The following is a 22,351-nucleotide window of genomic DNA, read 5'->3' as shown; positions in this document are numbered from 1 at the left end:
TTCTGCACACGGCGCGCTCATTAGTGGAGCACTGGCTAATCGGATGATTCGGGTCTGCCCGGGTCGGCTGGTACCGCCCTGGTTCTTCGGAGCCGGGGAGTGGGAACGTCGGCTGGGAGACGCGGATGGGTCTGGACACACTGTTGGGTCCTGAGGAAACGGACATCATGGCGGGCCCGCCTGTGGCGGGCTTGCTGTCTGTTGGAGCCTCATGCGGGACCATCCTCCTGTCATACCGGTCTGGTTCTTCGGAGCCGGGTGTTGGTGGCAGGGCGGGTTTGGTCGCTGTTTGTTGTTTGAGATTTGCATAGTGGACGCGAGCATCTTTGTGGCCAAGTTTTTTAGGGCACACGGTGGATGCCTTGGCATCAGGAGCCGATGAAGGACGTGGGAGGCTGCGTTAAGCCCCGGGGAGTCGCCAACCAGACTTTGATCCGGGGATGTCCGAATGGGGAAACCTAGCACCAGTCATGTGGTGTTGCCTCCGCCTGAATGTATAGGGCGGTTGGTGGTAACGCGGGGAAGTGAAACATCTCAGTACCCGTAGGAAGAGAAAACAAATTAGTGATTCCGTGAGTAGTGGTGAGCGAAAGCGGATCAGGCTAAACCGTAGGCGTGTGATAGCCGGCAGGCGTTGCGTTTACGGGGTTGTGGGACCCTCTGACGGTTTCTGCCGAGACCGTAGACAGTAAGAAATCCTTCCGATAGCCGAAGCTTCTGGGAAGTGGCGCCGTAGACCGTGAGAGTCGGGTAGGCGAAATTGGTTGGACTGTTGGAGGGGATCCCAAGTAGCACGGGGCCCGAGAAATCCTGTGTGAATCTGCCAGGACCACCTGGTAAGCCTAAATACTCCCTGATGACCGATAGTGAACAAGTACCGTGAGGGAAAGGTGAAAAGCGCCCCGGTGAGGGGTCGTGAAATAGTACCTGAAACCGTGTGCCTACAAGCCGTAGGAGCGTAAACGAGGCTTGCCTTGTTTGTGATGTGACTGCGTGCCTTTTGAAGAATGAGCCTGCGAGTTATGGTGTGTGGCGAGGTTAACCCGTGTGGGGGAGCCGTAGCGAAAGCGAGTCTGAATAGGGCGTTTGAGTCGCATGCTGTAGACCCGAAGCGGAGTGATCTAGGCATGGGCAGGTTGAAGCGCGGGTAAGACCGCGTGGAGGACCGAACCCACCAGGGTTGAAAACCTGGGGGATGACCTGTGTTTAGGGGTGAAAGGCCAATCAAACTCCGTGATAGCTGGTTCTCCCCGAAATGCATTTAGGTGCAGCGTTGCGTGTTTCTTGCCGGAGGTAGAGCACTGGATGGCTAATGGGCCCGACAAGGTTACTGACGTCAGCCAAACTCCGAATGCCGGTAAGTGAGAGCGCAGCAGTGAGACTGCGGGGGATAAGCTCCGTAGTCGAGAGGGAAACAGCCCAGACCACCGACTAAGGCCCCTAAGCGTGTGCTAAGTGGGAAAGGATGTGGAGTCGCAGTGACAACCAGGAGGTTGGCTTAGAAGCAGCCACCCTTGAAAGAGTGCGTAATAGCTCACTGGTCAAGTGATTCTGCGCCGACAATGTAGCGGGGCTCAAGTACACCGCCGAAGTCGTGGCATTCACACGTATAACTGAGCCTTTGTGGTTTAGGTGTGTGGATGGGTAGGGGAGCGTCGTGCGGCCGGTGAAGCAGCGGAGTGATCCAGCTGTGGAGGCTGTGCGAGTGAGAATGCAGGCATGAGTAGCGAATCAGAAGTGAGAAACTTCTGCGCCGGATGACCAAGGGTTCCTGGGGCAGGCTAATCCGCCCAGGGTAAGTCGGGACCTAAGGCGAGGCCGACAGGCGTAGTCGATGGACAACGGGTTGATATTCCCGTACCCGCTACGATGCGCCAATACTGAATCCAGTGATACTAAGGGTCCTTAAGCCCCTAACGCCCTTCGGGGTGTGGGTGAGGCTGAACGCCTGGCCTGAACTGGTAGTAGGTAAGCGATGGGGTGACGCAGGAAGGTAGCCCAGCCCAGGCGATGGTAGTCCTGGGGTAAGCATGTAGGGAGAGAGGTAGGCAAATCCGCCTCTTATGTATCCTGAGATGTGATGCCGAGCCGATTGTGGCGAAGTGGGTGATCCTATGCTGCCGAGAAAAGCCTCTAGTGAGTGTCGTGGCGGCCCGTACCCTAAACCGACTCAGGTGGTCAGGTAGAGAATACTAAGGCGATCGGGTGAACTGTGGTTAAGGAACTCGGCAAATTGCCCCCGTAACTTCGGGAGAAGGGGGGCCTTCGCTGGTGACGAACCTTTGCGTTCTGAGCTGGTGGGGGTCGCAGAGGCCAGGGGGAAGCGACTGTTTACTAAAAACACAGGTCCGTGCGAAGTCGTAAGACGATGTATACGGACTGACGCCTGCCCGGTGCTGGAACGTTAAGGGGACCGGTTAGTGGGGTTTACTCCGCGAAGCTGAGAACTTAAGCGCCAGTAAACGGCGGTGGTAACTATAACCATCCTAAGGTAGCGAAATTCCTTGTCGGGTAAGTTCCGACCTGCACGAATGGCGTAACGACTTCCCCGCTGTCTCAACCGCAGACCCGGCGAAATTGCACTACGAGTAAAGATGCTCGTTACGCGCAGCAGGACGGAAAGACCCCGGGACCTTCACTATAGCTTGACATTGGCGTTTGGAACGTCTTGTGTAGGATAGGTGGGAGACGGTGAAGCTATCACGCTAGTGGTGGTGGAGTCATTGGTGAAATACCACTCTGGTCGTTTTGAACGTCTAACTTCGGTCCGTGATCCGGATCAGGGACAGTGTCTGGTGGGTAGTTTAACTGGGGCGGTTGCCTCCTAAAGAGTAACGGAGGCGCCCAAAGGTTCCCTCAGCCTGGTTGGCAATCAGGTGTCGAGTGTAAGTGCACAAGGGAGCTTGACTGTGAGACCGACGGGTCGAGCAGGAGCGAAAGCTGGGACTAGTGATCCGGCGGTGGCATGTGGAAGCGCCGTCGCTCAACGGCTAAAAGGTACCCCGGGGATAACAGGCTGATCTTCCCCAAGAGTCCATATCGACGGGATGGTTTGGCACCTCGATGTCGGCTCGTCGCATCCTGGGGCTGGAGTAGGTCCCAAGGGTTGGGCTGTTCGCCCATTAAAGCGGCACGCGAGCTGGGTTTAGAACGTCGCGAGACAGTTCGGTCCCTATCCGCTGCGCGCGCAGGAGACTTGAAAGGAGCTGTCCCTAGTACGAGAGGACCGGGACGGACGAACCTCTGGTGTGCCAGTTGTTCCGCCAGGAGCACGGCTGGTTGGCTACGTTCGGAAGGGATAACCGCTGAAAGCATCTAAGCGGGAAGCTCGCCTTGAGATGAGGTCTCCCACCACGAGAGTGGGTAAGGCTCCCGGTAGACGACCGGGTTGATAGGCTGGAGGTGGAAGCGCAGTAATGTGTGGAGCTGACCAGTACTAATAGGCCGAGGACTTGACCACAAAGCAATTCTTGCTCGCGTCCACTAGGCAATTCTGAGACAGCAAACAGTGGTTTGTGTGTTTCATAGTGTTACGGCGGTTATGGCGAAGGGGAAACACCCGGTTACATTCCGAACCCGGAAGTTAAGCTCTTCAGCGCCGATGGTACTGCACCGGGGACGGTGTGGGAGAGTAGGTCGCCGCCGGACAATCTTTATTGAGGGCCCTCACCTTTTGGTGGGGGCCTTCGTGTTTTCCGAGGGGGTTCCGGAAGGGGCTTACCGGGGCTCCCGTCGGCCGGTGGGAGCCTTTCTGTTTTGACGACTTCACGGACCGGGAGAGGTCACGGACCCCTGGTCTCTCTCCCTCGGATCCTGCCGTGGCGAGGAGCGGCAGGCAAAGGATCCAGGGGACAGGACCTAGGCGTGGAGCTCGCCGGAGAGCATGGTCACCGCGCGTCCCGCCAGCTCTACCCGGTCGCCCCGTACGGTCGTGCGGACCACGCCTCCGCGCTGCGACAACTGGGCGCCCACCAGGCTGTCGGAACCGAGCCTGGCCGACCAGTAGGGAGCGAGCGCGCAGTGGGCGGAGCCCGTCACCGGGTCCTCGGGAACTCCGACGCGGGGGGCGAAGAATCGGGAGACGTAGTCGGCGCCCTGTCTGGATGCCCGAGCCGTCACGATGACTCCCCGCGCGTCGACGGCCTCCAGGGCGCGAAAGTCAGGGGCCGTGTCGAGCACGGCGTCCTCGGACTCGACCTCCACGAAATAATCCCAAACATTTTTTCCTCCCCAAACAGGTTTAACTCCGAGCGCATCGATCAGTCCCATGGGAAGGGGCGTCTCTTGGAGTACTTTTGCCGGGAAATCCATGCTGATTAAACCTGATTTATCCCTGGTCACGGACAGGATTCCACTCTTCGTTGAGAATTCGAGGGTTTCTGGGACCGTTCCCGTGGAATACAGCACATGCGCCGTGGCCAGGGTCGCATGCCCGCAGAGGGCCACCTCGGTCACCGGCGTGAACCAACGGAGCGAGTACGGCCCGCCGTCCTCCGCTTCGAGCAGGAAGGCTGTCTCGGAGTGCCGCATCTCCGCCGCCACGGACTGCATCCAGGTGTCAGGGACTGGATTGCCGAGTACGCAGACCCCGGCAGGGTTACCCTTGAAAAATTCATCGGTAAACGAATCGACCGTGTAGACGAGCATGACGCGATGCTAGCGGCGCCGGAGATATCAGTTGAAGTCAAGTCAGGGGATCGGGCAAAGTCAGGGATCGGGCAGACCAGTGCGGTAGCCGTACAAAGTGGAAATAAGCGCTGGGCGTGTCGCATGGCGAACTTCGGGTCGTCGGTTACCGTCCAAGATGTAGGGACAGGCCGGGTACGGCGTGGTCCTGGCGAAAGGACGAGCCGATGGGGGCAGTGCGCAAGGTGGCAAGCTACCTTGGTCTGGGCGGGGCCGAGCAGTATGACGAGTCCTACGACTACGAGGATGAGGTCGAGGGCGAGGACTGGCAGTCTGCCTCGGAGCGCGCGGCCAAGCGCTGGCACGCGATGAACGAGCCCTCACGAATCGTGATGCTCACGCCGATGAAGTACAACGACGCCCCGGTCATCGGACAACACTTCCGCGAGGGTCAGACGGTCATCATGGACGTCAGCGGGATGAGCACCGCCGAGGCCACGAGGATGGTCGACTTCGTCGCCGGGCTGGCGTACGGCTGCGAAGGGCGTATCGAGCGGATCGCGGAGAAGGTCTTCCTGCTGGCCCCTGCCGAGGTGGAGATCACCAACGGGTGATTCACGGCGGCCTGGACGTGCGGGGGTCAGAGAGATCGGCCCCCGCCACAGTCGTGCGGCCGAGCGGGCAGCACGTTGTCGGTGCCCCGGTCAGGGGCTCAGCCGACCCCGGGGCCGGCGAGAACGCCCGGTGAACGGAGCCGGTCAGCCCGCCCGGGGACCCCGGCGGAGCAGCCGGGTGAGTTCGGCCAGATCGGAGGCCGCTGTCTTGACCCGGCTCTCCGACTCGCGAGCGTAGTCATGCAGGGCCCATACCGCGCCCTGGGCAAGCTCCCTGAGCTCGGAGAGTTGCGTGACGACGTATTCGGCGTCCGCCCGTTCACGCCTGCGCCTGCGCCACAGCAGGTAGCCACCCTCCGCGGCCGGTAGCGGCGCGAGCAGTGCGAGCGGGAGGACGGGAAGGACCAGCGCGACCACCAGGATCACCGGGGCGAGGGCGAGCAGCAGATAGGCCGCCCAGGGCCGGCCGCGGACCGGCGTGCCCTCGGTGACGATGCGCTCCTCGGCGGCGCCCAGCGAATCGGGGTCCGGCCCCTCGGGACGGAGCGTCACGCGGTGGCCGAGGATCGGCATGGTGACCGACTCAGGGGCCTCGGCCCGGGTGGCCTCGGCGAGCTTCTCCGCCGCGGACCGCACGATGGGCGCGGCCACATGCAGTGCGATCGCGGCCAGGTAAGGATGGGAGCCCGGGTGCAGATCGCTGAGCAGGTGGCTGGTGAGCGGTCTCACCGGCCGCTCGGGGGTGCCGGAACCCATCAGCTGGCGGAGCACGGTCAGCGGCTCGTCCTCGCTCCACACGACCGTGGCCTCGCCGGAGCGGTCCGTCTGCGCGGCCTCAAGGAACGCGAGGTCACCCAGGCCGGTCCCGGTCTCGTCGCCCGCTCCGGGGGCGCTCTCGCGGGCCGAGGTGATCTCGGCGCAGCGGTCGCGCAGGTGGGTCAGCCTGGCGGCGGCCTGTACGGGAACGGCGAGCTCGGGGAGCTCCGCGAGCTCCGCGAAACCGGCCAGAGCCGGTGACACGACGGTCGAGGGCTCGTCGGGGATCAGAGCGCGCAACCACAGGTCGGGCTCCGATGCCGGGGAGGCGGCCACCGCGTCGAGCCTGCGGAGAACGAAGATCTTTCCCGCCGGGCCGTACGCCCCGCGGGCTGCGGCGAGCCAGAGAGCCCGCTGGCCGTGGGTCACCGGGCGGTCCAGGGACAGGTCCCCGAAGGCGCTGCCGAGCCAGGAGGCGTGGATACGGTCGCCCTGGCCGGCGACGGCGAGTGCGAGGCAGAGGAAGAGCGCGGTCCGTCGTTCGTTGCGCTGGGCGGCGCGGGCCAGGGGTTCGAGTGCCTCCTCGCCGCGCGTGAGCAGCACGAGGGCCTCGACGGCCGGAGCCAGCCAGTGGCCGGACATGTCCGCGAAACCGGTCGGCAGCTCGGTGGGGACGGTGCCGGTGGCCAGGTCGGTGAGGAGCGCATCGGCACAGCGGTGCAGCTCTGTCCCGGCCTGCGGATTCGCGGTCAGGTCCGTGCTCAAGGCAGAGAACTCCCCGAAGTTGTGACCGATGACCGCGCCAGCGTATTGCGCTTCGGACATCCCCGCGGGGAGGCGCGCCGAACATGACTTTGCCAGACGATCGCCTTGATTTTCCCAATAAAGACGATCATCTGGTGGACAGGTTACATCCGCTCGGGCACGGGGACGCCGAGAAGGCCCAGGCCGGTCTCCATGACCTTCAGGGTGAGCGCGCACAGGGCGAGCCGCGAGGCACGGGTGGCGGCCTCGACGTCGTCCTTCAGCACCGGGCAGTTCTCGAAGAACGTGGTGAAGGCGCTCGCCGTGTCGAAGAGGTAGGAGGCCAGCTTGTGCGGCGTCGAGTTCTCCGCCATCTCCTCGACCACCGAGCCGAAGCGGAGAAGCTGGAGTGCCAGCGCGCGCTCGGCCGGATGACCCAGCATGATGGGTCCGGTCGTCTCGGCCGGGGTCACCCCGCCCCTGCGGAAGATGGAGCGGATGCGGGCCTGGGCGTACTGCAGGTAAGGGCCGGTGTTGCCGGTCAGGGCGAGCATGCGGTCGAAGTCGAAGACGTACTCGCTGTCGTGGCTGACCGACAGGTCGGCGTACTTGACCGCGCCCATACCGACGGCGTGCGCGATCTTCTCGCGCTCCGCGTCGTCGTACTCGCGATCCTGGATCACTCCGGCGGCCCTGGTCTCGGCCTCGTCGAGCAGCTCCAGGAGCTTGACCGACTTCCCGCTCCTGGTCTTGAACATCTTGCCGTCGGAGCCCAGCACGCTGCCGATCTGGATGTGCTCCGCCCTGACGTGGTCGGGTAGCCAGCCCGCCAGCCGGGCCGAGTCGAACACCATCGACATGTGCAGCGACTGGGTCACGCCGATCACGTAGAGGATGCGGTCGGCCTTGAGGTCCTGGACCCGGTAGCGGATCGTGGCCATGTCGGTGGTGCCGTAGCCGTACCCGCCGTCGCTCTTGCGGATCATCAGGGGGAGCGGCTGGCCCTCGCGGCCGGTGTAGCCGGGCGGGAAGACACAGAGCGCGCCGTCGCTGAGCACGGCGATGCCGCGCTCCTGCAGCTCGTCGCAGACCTGGGCGAGCACGTGGTTGTACATGCTCTCGCCGGCGATGTCCTCGTCGGTCAGCGTCACGCCGAGCTGGACGTAGACCTTGTTGAAGTAGCGGACCGTGGCGTTCATGAAGATGTGCCACAGGCGCATCGTCTCGGGCTCTTCGGCCTGCAGGGTGACGACCCGGGCGCGGGCCCGCCTGTTGAACTCGGGGTCGGTGTCGAACTTGACCCGGGCCGCCTGGTAGTAGGCGTTGCCCTCGCCGGCCTCCAGCTGGGCGACGGCGGCCTCCTCGCCGATGTCCAGCAGGTGCTCGATGAGCATGCCGAACGGCGTGCCCCAGTCGCCGAGGTGGTTCTGCCGGATGACCCTGTTGCCCAGGTGCTCATGGACCCGGGCGAGCGCGTCGCCCACGATCGTCGTGCGCAGGTGGCCGACGTGCATCTCCTTGGCCGCGTTGGGCGCGGAGTAGTCGATCACGACGGTCTGCGGCGAGGCGGACACGCCCACGCCGATGCGCGGGTCGGCGTGGATCTCCGAGATCTGTGCCGTGATCCAGTCGTCGGAGAGGGTCAGGTTGAGGAAACCGGGGCCGCTGACCTCGACGGTGCCGGGGAACGGGTCGTCGGCCCGCCCGGTGAGGTGCTCGGCGATCTCCTGGGCGACCTCCCGCGGGGCCCGTCGCAGCCGCTTGCTCAGACTCATCGCCACGTTCGCCTGGTAGTCGGCGAACTGCGAGGGACGGATCAGCGGGTCTGCGTCGGAGTATTCGGCACCAAAGGCCGCGGCCAGCGCCTGCTGGACGCGCTCGGTGAGGGCGAATTGCGGGTCGGTCATGTTCCAAGGGTAGCGGTTGACCGATCCTGAACCGATTGGATATCACCCTGGCCGGGCCCGGTATGGCGGGACCGCATGACCGCGAAGACGCCGGTCAGCACGGCTCCCGCGGCGATGCCGAGCCCGGCCGCGACGCCACCTGCGGCGGGGTCGCGGAGGGTGAGCGCGAAGAACTCGCGGGTGAACGGGATGGCGAGGGTGAGGGCGAACAACCCGGCCATGGAGGCCACGAGCGCGATCCGCCACCAGACGTACGGGCGGGCGACGAGGGCCAGCACCCACCAGGCGGCGACGAACAGCGTGATCACCGCCGAGGTGCGGCTCTCCGCCAGGGTGGCGGCTCCGCTCTGGGCGATCCAGTACGACAGGTAGACGGCGGTGGCGCAGATGATCCCGGCGGGGACCGCCAGCCGGAGCACGCGTGGCACGAAGCCGCTCCTGGCGCGCTCGTTGCTCGGTGCGAGCGCGAGGAAGAACGCGGGGATGCCGATCGTCAGCGCGTTGATCAGCGTGGAGTGCCGGGGGGCGAACGGGAAGGCGAGCCCGATGACCCCGGTGAGCAGGGAGAGCACGATCGCGTAGAAGGTCTTGGTGAGGAAGAGGCCGGCGACCCGTTCGATGTTGGCCAGCACCCGCCGGCCCTCGCCCACCACGGAGGGCAGGCCGGCGAAGCTGTCGTTCATCAGCACGATCTGGGCGACCGCCCGGGTGGCGCCGCTGCCGGAGCCCATCGCCACGCCGAGGTCGGCGTCCTTGAGCGCGAGCACGTCGTTGACGCCGTCGCCGGTCATCGCGACCGTGTGCCCGCGCGACTGGAGCGCGCCGACGAACAGCCGTTTCTGGTGCGGACTGACCCGGCCGAAGACGGTGTTGGCCTCCATGATCTCGGCGAGCTTCTCGGGGTTGTCGTCCGGCAGGGTACGGGCGTCCACCGCGCGCTCCCCGCCGGGGATGCCGAGAGAGGTGGCGATGGCCGACACCGACTCGGGGTTGTCGCCGGAGATGACCTTGACGGTGACGCCCTGTTCGGCGAAGTAGGTGAGGGTCTCGGCCGCCTCGGGACGGATCCGCTGCCTGAGCACGACGATGGCCGCGGCCTCGATGGTGCCGAGGTCGTCGGGGTCGTGCAGCGAGGCGACCTTCCCCAGGGCGAGCACCCGCAGACCGGTGGCGGCGAGGGCCCCTGCCTCGGTGTATGCCGGGGTGCCGGGCGGCAGGAGGACGTCGGGGGCGCCCAGGACCCAGCAGCCGTGCCCGTCGAACTCGGCGCCGCTCCACTTGCGGGCCGAGGAGAAGGGGACCTTGGCGGCGACGGTCCAGCCGGGGGAGTCGGGGTAGCGGGTCTGGATGGCTCGGGCCGTGGGGTTGGGGTCGGGGTCGAGGTTGGCCAGCGCGCCCAGCGCCTCGGGCACGGGCAGGTCGTCGCGGAGCCTGCGGACCTCACCGAGTTCCATGCCGCCCGAGGTGAGCGTGCCGGTCTTGTCGAGGCAGAGCGTGTCGACCCGGGCCAGGATCTCGATCGCGGGGAGCTCCTGGACCAGGCAGCGGCGCCTGCCCAGCCGGATCACGCCGACGGCGAAGGCGATGCTGGTCATCAGCACCAGGCCCTCGGGGATCATGGTGACGATGCCCGCGACCGTGCTGGTGACCGCCTCGCCGATGCCGGTCCGCCTGCTGACCTGGCTCCAGGTGAGCAGGGCACCGATCGGGATGACCAGCCAGGTCACGTACTTGATGAACCGGGTGATGCCGTCGCGCAGCTCCGAGTGGGACAGGCTGAACGCGCTGGCCTCCTCGGCGAGTCTGGCCGCGTAGGCGTCGCCGCCCACCCTGGTCGCGACGTAGGAGCCTCGGCCGGCGACCACGAAGCTGCCGGACAGGACCTCGTCGCCCGGCCGCTTGTGCACCGGGTCGGCCTCGCCGGTGAGCAGGGACTCGTCCGCCTCCAGCCCGTCGGAGTCAACGGTCTCGCCGTCGACCAGCAGCTGGTCGCCGGGCGCGAGCAGGATGAGGTCGCCGAGCACCACCTGCCGGGGTGGGATCTCGGACTCCGAGCCGTCCCTGCGAACCTTGACCGGAGCCTCGTTGACGATGGCGAGCCGGTCGAGGGTGCGCTTGGCACGGAGCTCCTGGACGATGCCGATGCCCGCGTTGGCCACGATCACCAGGCCGAAGAGGCCGTCCTGCCACTCCCCGAAGATCATGATCAGCACCCAGAGCACGCCGATCACCCCGTTGAAGAGGGTGAGGATGTTGGCCCTGAAGATCGCCGAGACCGATCTGCTCGATCGGCGCCTGACGTTGTTGACCTGTCCGAGGGCCACGCGCTCGGCGACCTCCGCCGAGGTCAGTCCGCGCTGTGCCACCTGCTCCACACGGCCCCCTGCCGATCGACTGGGACTCAAGGGTACGCGGGGTCGGAGAATTCGGTGGAATACGTCACCTGGTGCGCCGCAAATATCACCGCAGGTTGGCGGCATGTTCGCGCAGTGTCACCGGAGGAGGTACGGGTGCTGATTTAGGGACATGTCACCAGAGGCGGTGCGGGCGGGGTACCGCGGCGAGGCGCTCGCCGATGCGGTTCACCACGCCCTCGTGGGCCAGCTTGGCCGCGAGCACGCAGGCGGCGCTCACCCCCCTGGCGTGTGAGGCGCCGTGCGCGATGACCACGGTGCCGTTCAGGCCGAGCAGCACGGCCCCGCCGTGGACCTCGGGGTCGAGCCGGCGGTAGAGCTCCCTGATGCGCCTCTTCTGCAGCAGGCCGCCCACCCTGGCCGTCCGGCTCTCCCTGACCGTCTCGCGGAGCTCGGCGAAGGCGTAGCGGACGCTGCCCTCCATGGTCTTGAGCGCCACGTTACCGGTGAATCCGTCGGCGACGATGACGTCCACGGTGCGGGTGAGCAGGTCGTGGCCCTCGACGTTGCCCGAGAAGTCGAGGCCGGGGGCGGCCGACAGCAGTTCGTGGGCACGCTTGACGAGCTTGTTGCCCTTCTCCGGCTCGCTGCCGATGGTCAGCAGGCCGATCCTGGGGTTCTCGATGCCCAGGGCCGTCTCGGCGTAGGCGGCGCCGAGGTGCGCGAACTGCACCAGCATCTCGGGTTTGACCTCGGAGTTCGCCCCGGCGTCCAGCAGGACGGTCGGGGTGGGTCTGGTCGGCAGGGCGACGGCGATGGCGGGCCTGAGCACGCCGGGCTGGCCGCGGAGCCGGAGCTTTCCGGTGGCCACGATCCCGGCGGTGGACCCGGCGGAGACCACGGCGCAGGCGTCACCCCGCCGGACGAGGTGGCAGGCGACGGCGATGCTGGAACGCGGGCGGCGCAGGCTGGCGAGGGCACCCTCGTCCATGGCCAGAGCCTCCTCGGTCCTGACGATCGGGATCTCGGTGGTCGCGTCATGCCGGGCGAGTGCCTCGTACAGGGGGCGGGGGGCGCCGACGAGCACGACGGAGATCCCGTGTTCTCGCACCGCCCGCACGGCTCCCGCCACGATCTCGTCGGGGGCGTGGTCACCGCCCATCGCGTCAAGGGCGATCGGCATGGTGCCGGGAGCATTGGTCTCAGGCAAGCGGTCACCTCGTGCGGGATGGTTTGTCCGCATCGTAGGCGGCCCCGGGATCGGAATGTTCCGCTGGGGTGATCAGGGAGTGCCGGGGAGATTCCAGTCGGTTCTCTCCCGGGAGACGATGATCTTCCCGAAGGTGGCCCGGCCGACGACCCGGATGACGGGGGAGCCCTCGCCGCCCCGGCCGCCCGAGACGTGTCTCTTGGCGAACATGCCGCTGACCTCGTCGATGACGTGGGCGTTCTCCGGAACCCTGACGATCAGCTTGCCACAGAGCGAGTTGACCTCCAGGGTGATCTCCCTGCCGGGGAGCACGGCCTCGGACAGGTCGACGATCAACGCGCCGAAGGTGGCGCGCAGCGTGGTGTGCCGCCCGGCGAGCCAGCGCCCGCCACGCACGACCTTGCTGAAGACGGCTCCGACCTGCTGCCGCTCGGTGGCGGATTCGCGGCCGGGGGCCACGACGTCGGGCAGGTCGGCGGTGAGGGGGGCGAGGTCGTCCACGGTGACGGCGCGGTAGGCGATGTCCAGGCGGTCGGCGTGCTCGACGCTGGTCAGGCGGCCGGTGGCGAGCGCCTCGCCCAGCACCGCGGCCACGCGGTCGCGATCGGCGTCGGAGGCGCGCAGAACGGGGGAACGAGACGTCATGACGCGAGTGTACGACTACTTAAGATATATCGCGAGACCTGTTCGTCGCCTGTGGCGGCGGGAAGACCGGTTGGCCTCCCCGCCGTCTCAGCGACCCGGGCGTCGCACGGAGGTGCGGCGGGCGATCTCAGCTTGGAGCCTGGCCATCTGCCAGTGCAGCTCGATGAGCTGCTCGGTGAGCTGGAGACGTGGAATCTCTGATGGGTCCTCGACGGACAGGTGGTCGATCGCGGTGGACAGCTCTCGCATCGCGCGCCCCCACTCCATGACGGCTTCCTTGGATCGAAACAACGTTCGAATCATACCGGAACACCGAACACGCTGTCAGTCCATTGCCCCCTGTGTCACGCCCTGTTGGCTAGCTCTCGTACTCGGGGACGACGTATCCGCGGGCCAGGGTGTGGGCGGTGATGTTGAAACCCAGCACGGCGGCCGAGGTGTCGGCGCCGAGGCCGAGTTTCTCCACGTCGAGGGCGTGCACCGCGAAGATGTAGCGGTGCGGATATCCGGGGGGCGGCGCGGCGCCGCCGTAGGCGTTGACGCCGTAGTCGTTGCGGCCGTGCACACCCACACCGCCGTCACCGGCCCCCGCGCCGGCGTCCAGTTCGGTCACGTTCGCGGGGATGTCGAACAGCAGCCAGTGCCAGAACCCGCTGCCGGTGGGCGCGTCGGGGTCGAAGCACGTCACGGCGTAGCCGAGGGTGCCCTCGGGGGCGCCGGACCAGCGCAGCTGGGGCGAGACGTTCTGGCCGTTGAATCCCCAGTCGTTGAACACCTGGGCCGCGGCCAGGCGCTCTCCGTCGCGCACGTCGTCGCTTTCGACGGTCAGCGCGGGAACCTGGGGCAGGAAGTCGTACGGAATCGGTGGCCGGGTGGACACGATTCACCTCCGATGGGAGCGTCTTTTCGGTCGCTCCTCATCTTGCCCGGCGATCAGACCTTGTTGTAGGCGGCGAGGACCGTCTGCGGGTCGCCGTCCATCTTGATTTTGCCTTTGTGCAACCAGATGACCCGGTTGCAGGTCTCCTCGATCACGTCGAGGTTGTGGGCGACCAGGAAGACGGTGCCGGCCTCGTCGCGCATCTTCTTGATCCGGTCCTGGCTCTTGCGCCGGAACTCGCGGTCGCCGGTGGCCAGCGCCTCGTCGATGAGCAGCACGTCGTGGGACCTGGCCGAGGCGATGGCGAAGCGGAGCCTGGCGCCCATGCCCGAGGAGTAGGTGGACATGGGGAACTGTACGAACTCCCCGATGCCGGAGAAGTCGACGATGTCGTCGTACTTCTCCTTGACCTGCGAGGGGTTCATGCCCATCGCGTAGCAGCCGAGCACGATGTTGCGCTCGCCGGTGAGCTCGCGCATCAGCGCGGCGTTGACGCCGAGCAGGGAGGGCTGGCCGTTGGTGTAGACGGCGCCGGAGTGCGGGGGCAACAGCCCGGCGATGGCGCGCAGCATGGTGGACTTGCCGGAGCCGTTGCGGCCGATGATGCCGATGGCGTCGCCGTGACGGGCCACGAAGGAGACGCCGCGTACGGCGTGCACCTCCTTCATCTGCGGCCGTCCCTGGCGCTTGACGAGGCGCATCAGGGCGTTGACGGCGTTGCCCTTCTCCACATCGCTGGCCGCGCCGTAGACCCGGTAGATGATGTGCAGGTCGTCCACGATGACCGTGGGGGTGCCCTCCTGGGCGTCCTTGGCGGGTTCGGGGTTGGGATGCACCCTGACGTCCGTGCTGGGCACGGCGGGCTCCTCGGCCTTCACTCGGGACAGCTCCTCGGTCAACTCAGCCACGGCCGTACTTCTCCTCGGCTCGCCAGAAGTACCAGAAGCCGCCGAGCAGAGCGAACACTGCCCAGAATACGCAGACCGCCCAGATGTAGGGTCGGGCCGGGTGGGTCTGCATGAGCAGGTCCCGCATGAGCTCGATGTACGCGGCGGCCGGGTTGAAGTACATGATGTCGGCGACCCACTGGGGGAGGCCGGCGCCGTTGGGGCCCACGACCCTGTCCTCGATGGAGAAGAAGACGCCGGAGGCGTAGAGCCAGGTGCGCATGATGAAGGGCAGCAGCTGGTTCAGGTCGCGGGCGGTGGAGCCGAACCGGGCCAGCACCAGGCTGGCGCCGATGTTGAACATCGTCTGCAGCGCCAGGGCGACCGGGATCAGCAGCCACAGGAGGGTGACGGGCTCCTGGGTGAGCAGCACCAGGCCGAGCAGCACGCCCATGGAGATCAGGAGTTGCTGGAACTCCTGGATCGTGTAGGCCAGCGGGAGCGCGGCGCGCGGGAAGTGCAGGGCCCGGATCAGCGACAGGTTGCCGGAGATCGCTTTGGCGCCGCCGCTCACCGAGCGCTGTGTGTAGGTGAAGACGAACATCCCGGTGATGAGGAAGGCCGGGTAGTTGTCGATGCCCTTGCTCGCGCCCAGGATCACGCCGAACATCAGGAAGTAGATCGCGGCGTTCAACAGCGGGGTGAGGACCTGCCAGAGCTGGCCCAGGGCTGAGTTGCTGTACTTCGAGACGTTGCGCGAGGTCGCGTACGTCATGACGAAATGCCGTCGTTCCCACAACTGGCGTAGGTAGACGAGCAGACTCGGGCGTGCGATGGCACGCCGAAGTCCGTAACGCGCGGCGAGCTTGGCCAGCGGCTCTGGGGTGCCGTTACTCGGGCCGCCCGCCTGGGCGTCCGCGATCGCGGATTCCGGCTGGCTCATGGCAAGGACTCTATTGGATGTGGGTGGATGAAGCGCCTGCGGCGGCGTCCTGCCGCACACATTGGACGGGATCTCCGGGAAAGAGGTTCCAGGGTAATTGTGCGCTCCGCATGCGAGCGACCGGCTCTTTCGCGCCCCGGCCAGAGTGGGCCCAGCTCGGGGGCAGGGAAAGGCAATGGATGCGAGCACTGTCGGCATGGGGGTAGTTTGGCCTGACCGTTATTGATATGTGTATCCCTGCATGTCCCCTTTAGGGGCATCTGGGATCTTGGCTTCGTCGAGTTGGCGGACGTACAACGCGGAACCGGTTCATGCGTGACCGAACTGCAACATCACAGATGCGAATCGGTGTGCAGCGGTACGGAACAGCCGCGACCGGTCGGTGTGACGTCAGTGCCCGGACCTGGGTGGCGGGAGGCAGGGACCAGAAGATCCTCCTTCGTGCTGCTCGGGCTGCGGATCTCCCTGTCGACGCGAGCCTGAAAAAGGAGGATCTACCTCAATGCGCGTTACCAAGGGTGCGCGGCTCACCGCCGGCGCCGCGCTACTCGCCCTCGCGCTGGCCGCGTGCGGCAACTCGGCGTCCTCGGGCGGTACGGCCTCGGGCGACCTGCCGGTTCGGATGGAGCTCGGCGAGCCGCAGAAGCTCTTCTACCCCGGTGACACCACCGAGTCCGAGGGGGCGGAGGTCCTGGCCGCCGTCTTCGCGCCGCTGGTCAGCTACGACGGGAACAAGCAGGTCGTGGACGAGGTCGCCGAGTCGATCGAGTCGAAGGACAACAGGGTGTGGACGGTCAGCCTCAAGCCCGGCTACACCTGGCACGACGGCGAGAAGCTGACCGCGCAGAACTACGTCGACGCGTGGAACTACGCGGCCAACCAGGACAACGCGCAGAGCGCCAACGGCTTCTTCAGCCGGATCGACGGCTGGGCCGACCTGAACCCGGGTGAGGGCAGGACCGTCTCCACCAAGGAGATGAAGGGCCTGAAGGTCGTCGACGAGAGCACCTTCAGGGTCACCCTCAGCAAGCCGTTCTCCCAGTTCAAGACCATGCTGGGCTACACGGCGTTCTACCCGCTGCCCAAGGCGGCCTTCGGCGCCGACGGCAGGATCACCGAGGAGTACGCCAAGAAGCCGATCGGCCAGGGCTACTTCCAGTTCGACAAGCCGTTCAACAAGGGCACCGACCAGTCGATCGACCTCACCCGGTACGACAGGTTCCCCGGGACGAAGCCGAAGTTCACCAAGCTCCAGTTCAAGCTCTACACGAGCTCGGAGACCGCGTTCAACGACCTGGCCGCGGGCAACCTCGACATCCACGACTCGCTGCCCCCGTCCGCGATCGCCAGGGCCAAGTCGGAGTTCGGCGAGCGCTACCTGGACCAGGCGGACGCCGGCGTCGCCTACATCGGCTTCCCCATGCAGTACAACAAGACGTACGCGAACGTGAAGGTCCGCGAGGCCATCTCCATGGCCATCGACCGCGAGACCATCGCCGACAAGGTCTTCTCCGGCACGCGGGCCCCGGCGGACGACTTCATCAACCCGCTGCTCGACGGGTACCGCGCCGGCGCCTGCGCGGTCTGCGTCTACGACCCGGCCAAGGCCAACGAGCAGTACACCGCCAACAACGGCCCCAAGACCCTGGAGCTGGGTTACAACTCCGACGGCCCGCACAAGGAGTGGATCGAGGCCGTCGCCAACAGCCTCCGCGCCAACCTGGGCGTCGAGGTGAAGGTCAAGCCGTTCGAGAAGTTCGCCGGGATCCTCGACGAGCTCGACCAGAAGACCTACGGCGGTATGTTCCGCATGGGCTGGGCGATCGACTACCCCTCGGCGGAGAACTACCTGACCCCGATCTTCTCCACCATCGCGATCAAGACCGGTTCCAACTACGCCGGCTGGTCGAACCAGGAGTTCGACACGCTCCTCGCCAAGGGCGACTCCGCCCGGACGCAGGAGGAGGGCCTGAAGTTCTACCAGCAGGCCGACGACATCCTGATCAGGGAGATGCCCTACATCCCGGTGTACTTCTACCGGACCAACGGCGCGTTCTCCCAGAACGTCAAGGGCGTGAAGATCGACCTGCTCAACCAGATCAAGTGGACCGAGGTCGAGAAGGCCGGCTGACGACCGGCTGAGGGCCGGGCAGGAGCCCGGCCCCGCCGACAGCCCGGGGGTGATCTCGCCGCACCGCGCGACCCGCCGGTCCGCGAATCACCCCCGGGCACGTACGGGAGGCTTGAATGGGCCGTTACGTTCTCAGGCGCCTGATCCAGGCGATACCAGTCCTGCTGGGCGCCACCCTGCTCATCTACGCCATCGTCTTCGCGCTGCCCGGTGACCCCATCGCGGCGCTGGCGGGCGAGAAGCGCATGGACCCCGACATCGTCGGCATCCTGCGCGAGCAGTACCACCTGAACGATCCGTTCCTGGTGCAGTACTGGTACTACATCGTCGGCCTGCTGGGCGGCGACTTCGGCACCACCTTCGCCGGCGTCGGGGTCGGCGACATCATGGCGGGCAAGTTCCAGGTGACCATCAACCTGGCGGTGACCGCCCTGGTGATGGAGGCGGTCATCGGCGTGGGCCTCGGCCTGTACGCCGCGCTGCGCCACGGCCACGCCGGCGACTCGCTGATCCTGGCCGCCACGCTGGTGCTGATCTCGGTGCCCGTCCTGGTCACCGGCTTCGTGCTCCAGTTGCTGCTGGGCGTGCGGCTCAAGCAGGCCGGGATCGACCTCTTCCCCGTCGCGGGCGTGTCGGAGGGCTGGCGTAGCTACCTGCTGCCCGGCTTCGTGCTCGCCGGGACGTCGATCGCCTACCTCACCCGGCTCACCAGGAACAGCCTGGTGGAGATCATGCGTGCCGACTACATCCGCACCGCGGTGGCCAAGGGCCTGCCCCGGAGCCGGGTCGTCGGCCGGCACGCGCTGCGCAACGCGCTGATCCCGCTGATCACCTATCTCGGTGCCGATCTCGGCGCGTTGATGGGCGGTGCGGTGATCACCGAGACGATCTTCAACCTGCCGGGAATCGGCCAGCAGCTGTTCAGCTCCGTCTACCTGCGCGAGCAGCCGGTGGTCGTCGGCATCGTGACGGTGCTGGTGCTGATCTACATCCTGGCCAACCTGGTCGTCGACCTGCTCTACGCCGTGCTCGACCCGAGGATCCGCTATGAGTGACGCCCTTGCCCCGGCGAAGAAGCCCCGGGACGGTGGACCGGGAAGGCACGTGAGAACGTCCAGGCGGTCCAGACCGCCCAGGGCCGCGAGCCTGTGGACCGACGCCTGGTACGACCTGCGCCGCCGGCCGCTCTTCGTCGGCTCGGCGGTCCTCATCGGTGTCCTGGTGACCATGGCTGTGTTCCCCTCGCTGTTCACCTCGGTGAACCCGTTCGACGCCGCGACCTGCGATCTGGCCCAGGCCAGGCAGGGCATGAGCGCCGTGCACTGGTTCGGCACCGACAACCTCGGCTGCGACGTCTACTCCCGCGTCGTGCACGGCGCCCGTAACTCGATGGTCGTCGGCCTGAGCACCACGGTCGTCACCGCGCTGGTGGGCGGTCTGCTCGGCCTCCTCGCCGGGTTCAGGGGCGGTGCGCTGGACACGCTGCTCTCCCGGATCACGGAGATCTTCTTCGCGATCCCGTCGATCCTCGGTGCGCTGCTCATCCTGGCGATCTTCCGCACGGGCAACGTGTGGACGGTCATGCTCGCGCTGGCGGTGCTGGCCTGGCCGATGACGTACCGGATCATGCGGGCGGCGGTGATCACCGCCAAGGGCCAGGACTACGTGCTCGCGGCGCGGGCGCTCGGCGCCTCCGCGCCGAGGATCATGTTCCGGCACATCCTGCCGAACGCGGTCGCCTCGGTGATCGTGGTCGCCACGATCAACCTGGGCACCTTCATCGCCGCCGAGGCCGGCCTGTCGTTCCTCGGGGTGGGCCTGCGCTCGCCCGACATCTCGTGGGGGCTCATGATCTCCGACGCCAGGGAGCGTTTCCTGGAGGCTCCGTGGCCGCTGCTGTTCCCGGCACTGTTCCTGAGCCTGACGGTGCTGGCCTTCATCATGCTGGGCGACGCCGTCCGCGACGCCCTCGACCCGAAGCTGCGGTAGGGGGACCCGTGAAGAAGACCTCGACACCGGTGGTGCCGGCCGGCCGGGCTCCCGGCGGTGAGCCGCTGCTCGCCGTCGACGACCTGCACGTGGAGTTCATGACCAGGCAGGGTGTGGTCAGGGCGGTCAACGGGGTCAGCTACTCGCTGAACCCCGGGGAGACGCTCGCCGTGCTCGGCGAGTCGGGCTCGGGCAAGTCGGTGACCGCACAGGCCATCATGGGCATCCTCGACACGCCACCGGCCCGCGTTTCCAGAGGGGAGATCCGCTTCCGGGGCACGGATCTGCTCGGGCTGCCCGAGCAGGCCCGCTCCCAGATTCGCGGCCGGCGGATCGCGATGATCTTCCAGGACGCGCTCTCCGCGCTGAACCCGGTGTTCACCGTCGGTTTCCAGATCGGCGAGATGTTCCGGGTGCACCGGGGTGCCTCCAGGCGTGACGCGCAGAGGAAGGCGATCGAGCTGATGGACCGGGTCCGCATCCCCGGTGCCGGGCAGCGGGTGCACGACTACCCGCACCAGTTCTCCGGGGGGATGCGCCAGCGCATCATGATCGCGATGGCGATCGCGCTCGATCCGGAGGTGCTGATCGCCGACGAGCCGACCACGGCCCTCGACGTGACGGTGCAGGCCCAGATCATGGAGCTGCTGGCCGAACTGCGGCGCGAGAGCGACATGGGCCTGATCCTGATCACCCACGACCTCGGCGTGGTGGCGGACGTCGCCGACAGGATCGCGGTCATGTACGGCGGGCGGATCGTGGAGAAGGCCCCCGTGCACGACATCTACCGGGAGCCCGCCCACCCGTACGCCAAGGGCCTGCTCGACTCGGTTCCCAGGGTCGACCAGAAGGGGCAGCGGCTTTTCGCCATCAAGGGCATGCCGCCGAACCTCCTCGACATGCCCTCGGGCTGTTCCTTCCACCCCCGGTGTCCCTACCGCCAGAACGACTGCGTCACCGACGCGCCCCCGCTGTACGAGATCGGCCCCATGCGCGCCAGCGCGTGTCACTACTGGAGGGAGGTCCTCGATGGCAGCCACGAGTGAGCCGATTCTTGAGGTTCGTGACCTGGTCAAGCACTTCCCGCTGACCCGGGGCGTCGTGGTGCGCAAGCAGATCGGCGCGATCAGGGCGGTCGACGGGGTCTCCTTCGACCTGCGCCGGGGCGAGACGCTCGGCATCGTGGGGGAGTCAGGCTGTGGCAAGTCCACGCTGGCCAAACTCCTGATGGCGCTGGAGCGGCCCACCTCGGGATCGGTGAGGATCAACGGCAGGGAGGTCGCCCAGGCCAGGGGCGGCGAGCTCAAGCGGGTCCGCCGCAACATCCAGATGGTCATGCAGGACCCCTACACCTCGCTGAACCCCCGGATGACCGTGGGCGACATCGTCGGCGAGCCGTTCGAGATCCACCGGGACGCGGCCCCCAAGGGCGACCGGCGCCGCCGGGTGCAGGAACTCCTGGAGGTCGTGGGGCTGGACCCCGACCATGTCAACCGCTACCCGCACCAGTTCTCCGGTGGCCAGCGCCAGCGCATCGGCATCGCCCGAGGGCTCGCGCTCCAGCCTGAGATCATCGTGTGCGATGAGCCGGTCTCCGCGCTGGACGTGTCGATCCAGGCGCAGGTCGTCAACCTGCTGGAACGGCTGCAGGACGAGTTCGGCCTCGCCTACGTCTTCATCGCCCACGACCTGTCGGTGGTCCGGCACATCTCCGACCGGGTCGGAGTGATGTATCTGGGGAAGATGGTCGAGCTCGGCAAGGAGACCGAGATCTACGACCGGCCCGCCCATCCCTACACCCAGGCACTGCTGTCGGCCGTGCCGGTGCCCAACCCGGAGGGGCGGGAGCGGCGCGAACGGATCATCCTCCACGGTGACCCGCCGTCCCCGGCCAACCCGCCGTCGGGCTGCCGATTCCGTACGCGGTGCTGGAAGGCGGCGGAGATCTGCGCCGTCGAGGAGCCGCCGCTGCGGATCCGGCCGGGCACCGCGCTCGCGAGCGCCTGCCACTTCGCCGAGACCCACCACGTGACGCACGCGTAGCAGGGTCAGGAGAAGCGGAAGGCGCGGCCCCCACAACGAGATGTGGGGGCCGCGCCCTTCTGCGCTACGGCAGGATGCCGCCCTGACTAGAGGATGTCGACGCCGACGCCGCCGATGCCGACGAGGCCGCCGATGCCGACGCCGTGGCCGACGCCGCTACCGCTGCTGATCACGTTGCCGCCGCCGACGATGTTGTTGCCCCGGCCGATGCCGCCGCCGAGGATGCCACCGCCGATGCCGCCGCCGTAGATCCCGCCGCCGTAGACGCCGCCGCCGTAGACGCCGCCGCCGTAGATCCCGCCCCCGTAGATCCCGCCGCCGTAGACGCCGCCGCAGCCGGCCCCGTAGACGCCGCCGCCGTAGATGCCGCCCCCGTACACGGGAGCCGCGACCACGGTGGGAGCCGCGACCACGGCGGTCGGGCAGGCGACGGCGAGCGGCGCGCTGACGACGCCGACGCCGCAGCAGTCGGCCTTGGCGGCCTTGGCCTTGGCCACGGCCTTGGTCGCGGCCTTGGTGGTGGAGGTGGTGGAGGACGTGGACGCGGAAGCGGCCACGGCCGGTGCGAGGACGGCGATGCCGACGCACGCGGAAGTGATGAGAAGACGACGAATCATGTGTG

17 protein-coding genes and 2 rRNA genes are annotated in these 22,351 nt (G+C 66.8%); 8 read left to right on the top strand and 11 right to left on the bottom strand.

The genetic code is table 11. The features are described from left to right. The first annotated feature begins 330 nt into the window (after positions 1 to 330). Together ACQP0P_RS45025 and rrf are read left to right on the top strand one after the other, a co-directional pair. A 23S ribosomal RNA gene (locus ACQP0P_RS45025) occupies positions 331 to 3,460 on the top strand. 71 nt (positions 3,461 to 3,531) lie between these two features. Further along, positions 3,532 to 3,648, top strand: a 5S ribosomal RNA gene (gene rrf / locus ACQP0P_RS45020). A 210-nt stretch (positions 3,649 to 3,858) separates the two neighbouring features. On the opposite strand, the gene ACQP0P_RS45015 is transcribed toward rrf, so the two are convergent. Beyond that, on the bottom strand, positions 3,859 to 4,647 hold the full coding sequence (locus ACQP0P_RS45015; protein ID WP_433368523.1) for a PhzF family phenazine biosynthesis protein: 789 nt from the start codon (positions 4,645 to 4,647) through the stop codon (positions 3,859 to 3,861). A gap of 206 nt (positions 4,648 to 4,853) precedes the next feature. Here ACQP0P_RS45015 and ACQP0P_RS45010 point away from each other — a divergent pair, with 206 nt between their 5' ends. Further along, positions 4,854 to 5,240 carry a cell division protein SepF gene (locus ACQP0P_RS45010; protein ID WP_030925173.1) on the top strand — a complete coding sequence of 129 codons (387 nt, stop codon included), beginning with the start codon at positions 4,854 to 4,856 and terminating at the stop codon, positions 5,238 to 5,240. 144 nt (positions 5,241 to 5,384) lie between these two features. Here the strand turns inward: ACQP0P_RS45010 and ACQP0P_RS45005 are convergent, their stop codons facing one another. The 9 genes from ACQP0P_RS45005 to ACQP0P_RS44965 all read right to left on the bottom strand — a co-directional run bounded on the left by ACQP0P_RS45005 (position 5,385) and on the right by ACQP0P_RS44965 (position 15,566). Next, positions 5,385 to 6,761: a hypothetical protein gene (locus ACQP0P_RS45005; RefSeq protein WP_433368519.1), complete on the bottom strand. Its 1,377-nt coding sequence runs from the start codon at positions 6,759 to 6,761 to the stop codon at positions 5,385 to 5,387. 143 nt (positions 6,762 to 6,904) lie between these two features. Then, complete coding sequence (gene argS / locus ACQP0P_RS45000; RefSeq protein ID WP_433368516.1) at positions 6,905 to 8,647, bottom strand: arginine--tRNA ligase; 1,743 nt, start codon at positions 8,645 to 8,647, stop codon at positions 6,905 to 6,907. Further along, on the bottom strand, positions 8,644 to 11,022 hold the full coding sequence (locus ACQP0P_RS44995) for an HAD-IC family P-type ATPase (RefSeq protein WP_433368513.1): 2,379 nt from the start codon (positions 11,020 to 11,022) through the stop codon (positions 8,644 to 8,646). Before ACQP0P_RS44995 ends, argS begins: the two co-directional genes overlap by 4 nt. 154 nt (positions 11,023 to 11,176) lie before the next feature. Next, positions 11,177 to 12,184, bottom strand: a complete 1,008-nt coding sequence (gene plsX / locus ACQP0P_RS44990) for a phosphate acyltransferase PlsX (protein ID WP_433382422.1) — start codon at positions 12,182 to 12,184, stop codon at positions 11,177 to 11,179. Positions 12,185 to 12,283: 99 nt separating this feature from the next. Continuing rightward, positions 12,284 to 12,856 (bottom strand): DUF1707 SHOCT-like domain-containing protein, encoded by a 573-nt coding sequence (locus tag ACQP0P_RS44985; RefSeq protein ID WP_433368511.1) that lies wholly within the window; start codon positions 12,854 to 12,856, stop codon positions 12,284 to 12,286. Positions 12,857 to 12,943: 87 nt separating this feature from the next. Beyond that, positions 12,944 to 13,147, bottom strand: coding sequence for a hypothetical protein (locus ACQP0P_RS44980; protein WP_326645554.1), 204 nt, complete (start codon positions 13,145 to 13,147; stop codon positions 12,944 to 12,946). A 67-nt stretch (positions 13,148 to 13,214) separates the two neighbouring features. Then, on the bottom strand, positions 13,215 to 13,736 hold the full coding sequence (locus ACQP0P_RS44975) for a YbhB/YbcL family Raf kinase inhibitor-like protein (RefSeq protein ID WP_433368507.1): 522 nt from the start codon (positions 13,734 to 13,736) through the stop codon (positions 13,215 to 13,217). Between the two features lie 53 nt (positions 13,737 to 13,789). Continuing rightward, positions 13,790 to 14,644, bottom strand: coding sequence for an ABC transporter ATP-binding protein (locus ACQP0P_RS44970; RefSeq protein ID WP_399527070.1), 855 nt, complete (start codon positions 14,642 to 14,644; stop codon positions 13,790 to 13,792). Continuing rightward, a complete protein-coding gene (locus ACQP0P_RS44965; RefSeq protein WP_433368503.1) occupies positions 14,637 to 15,566 on the bottom strand; it encodes an ABC transporter permease in 930 nt (309 codons plus the stop codon). Before ACQP0P_RS44965 ends, ACQP0P_RS44970 begins: the two co-directional genes overlap by 8 nt. A 502-nt stretch (positions 15,567 to 16,068) precedes the next feature. On the opposite strand from ACQP0P_RS44965, the gene ACQP0P_RS44960 reads away from it, so the two are divergent. The 5 genes from ACQP0P_RS44960 (at position 16,069) to ACQP0P_RS44940 (ending at position 21,729) form a co-directional block, all read left to right on the top strand. Beyond that, positions 16,069 to 17,697, top strand: a complete 1,629-nt coding sequence (locus ACQP0P_RS44960; protein WP_433368500.1) for a peptide ABC transporter substrate-binding protein — start codon at positions 16,069 to 16,071, stop codon at positions 17,695 to 17,697. A gap of 116 nt (positions 17,698 to 17,813) precedes the next feature. Then, positions 17,814 to 18,752: an ABC transporter permease gene (locus ACQP0P_RS44955; RefSeq protein WP_433368497.1), complete on the top strand. Its 939-nt coding sequence runs from the start codon at positions 17,814 to 17,816 to the stop codon at positions 18,750 to 18,752. After that, positions 18,745 to 19,686 carry an ABC transporter permease gene (locus ACQP0P_RS44950; protein ID WP_433368494.1) on the top strand — a complete coding sequence of 314 codons (942 nt, stop codon included), beginning with the start codon at positions 18,745 to 18,747 and terminating at the stop codon, positions 19,684 to 19,686. The genes ACQP0P_RS44955 and ACQP0P_RS44950 overlap by 8 nt, the downstream gene beginning before the upstream one ends. 8 nt (positions 19,687 to 19,694) lie before the next feature. After that, a complete protein-coding gene (locus ACQP0P_RS44945; RefSeq protein ID WP_433368491.1) occupies positions 19,695 to 20,732 on the top strand; it encodes an ABC transporter ATP-binding protein in 1,038 nt (345 codons plus the stop codon). Beyond that, positions 20,716 to 21,729 carry an ABC transporter ATP-binding protein gene (locus ACQP0P_RS44940; protein WP_433368488.1) on the top strand — a complete coding sequence of 338 codons (1,014 nt, stop codon included), beginning with the start codon at positions 20,716 to 20,718 and terminating at the stop codon, positions 21,727 to 21,729. Before ACQP0P_RS44945 ends, ACQP0P_RS44940 begins: the two co-directional genes overlap by 17 nt. An 86-nt stretch (positions 21,730 to 21,815) precedes the next feature. Here ACQP0P_RS44940 and ACQP0P_RS44935 read toward each other — a convergent pair whose 3' ends face one another. Continuing rightward, entirely contained in the window at positions 21,816 to 22,346 is a 531-nt protein-coding gene (locus tag ACQP0P_RS44935) for a hypothetical protein (RefSeq protein WP_433368485.1), read from the bottom strand. Positions 22,347 to 22,351 lie beyond the last annotated feature (5 nt).

It is taken from the genome of Streptosporangium sp. CA-115845 (assembly GCF_050943795.1).
Taxonomy (GTDB): domain Bacteria; phylum Actinomycetota; class Actinomycetes; order Streptosporangiales; family Streptosporangiaceae; genus Streptosporangium.
Note: the sequence above shows the minus strand (reverse complement) of the source record. Positions and strands in the feature narration are given on the sequence as shown.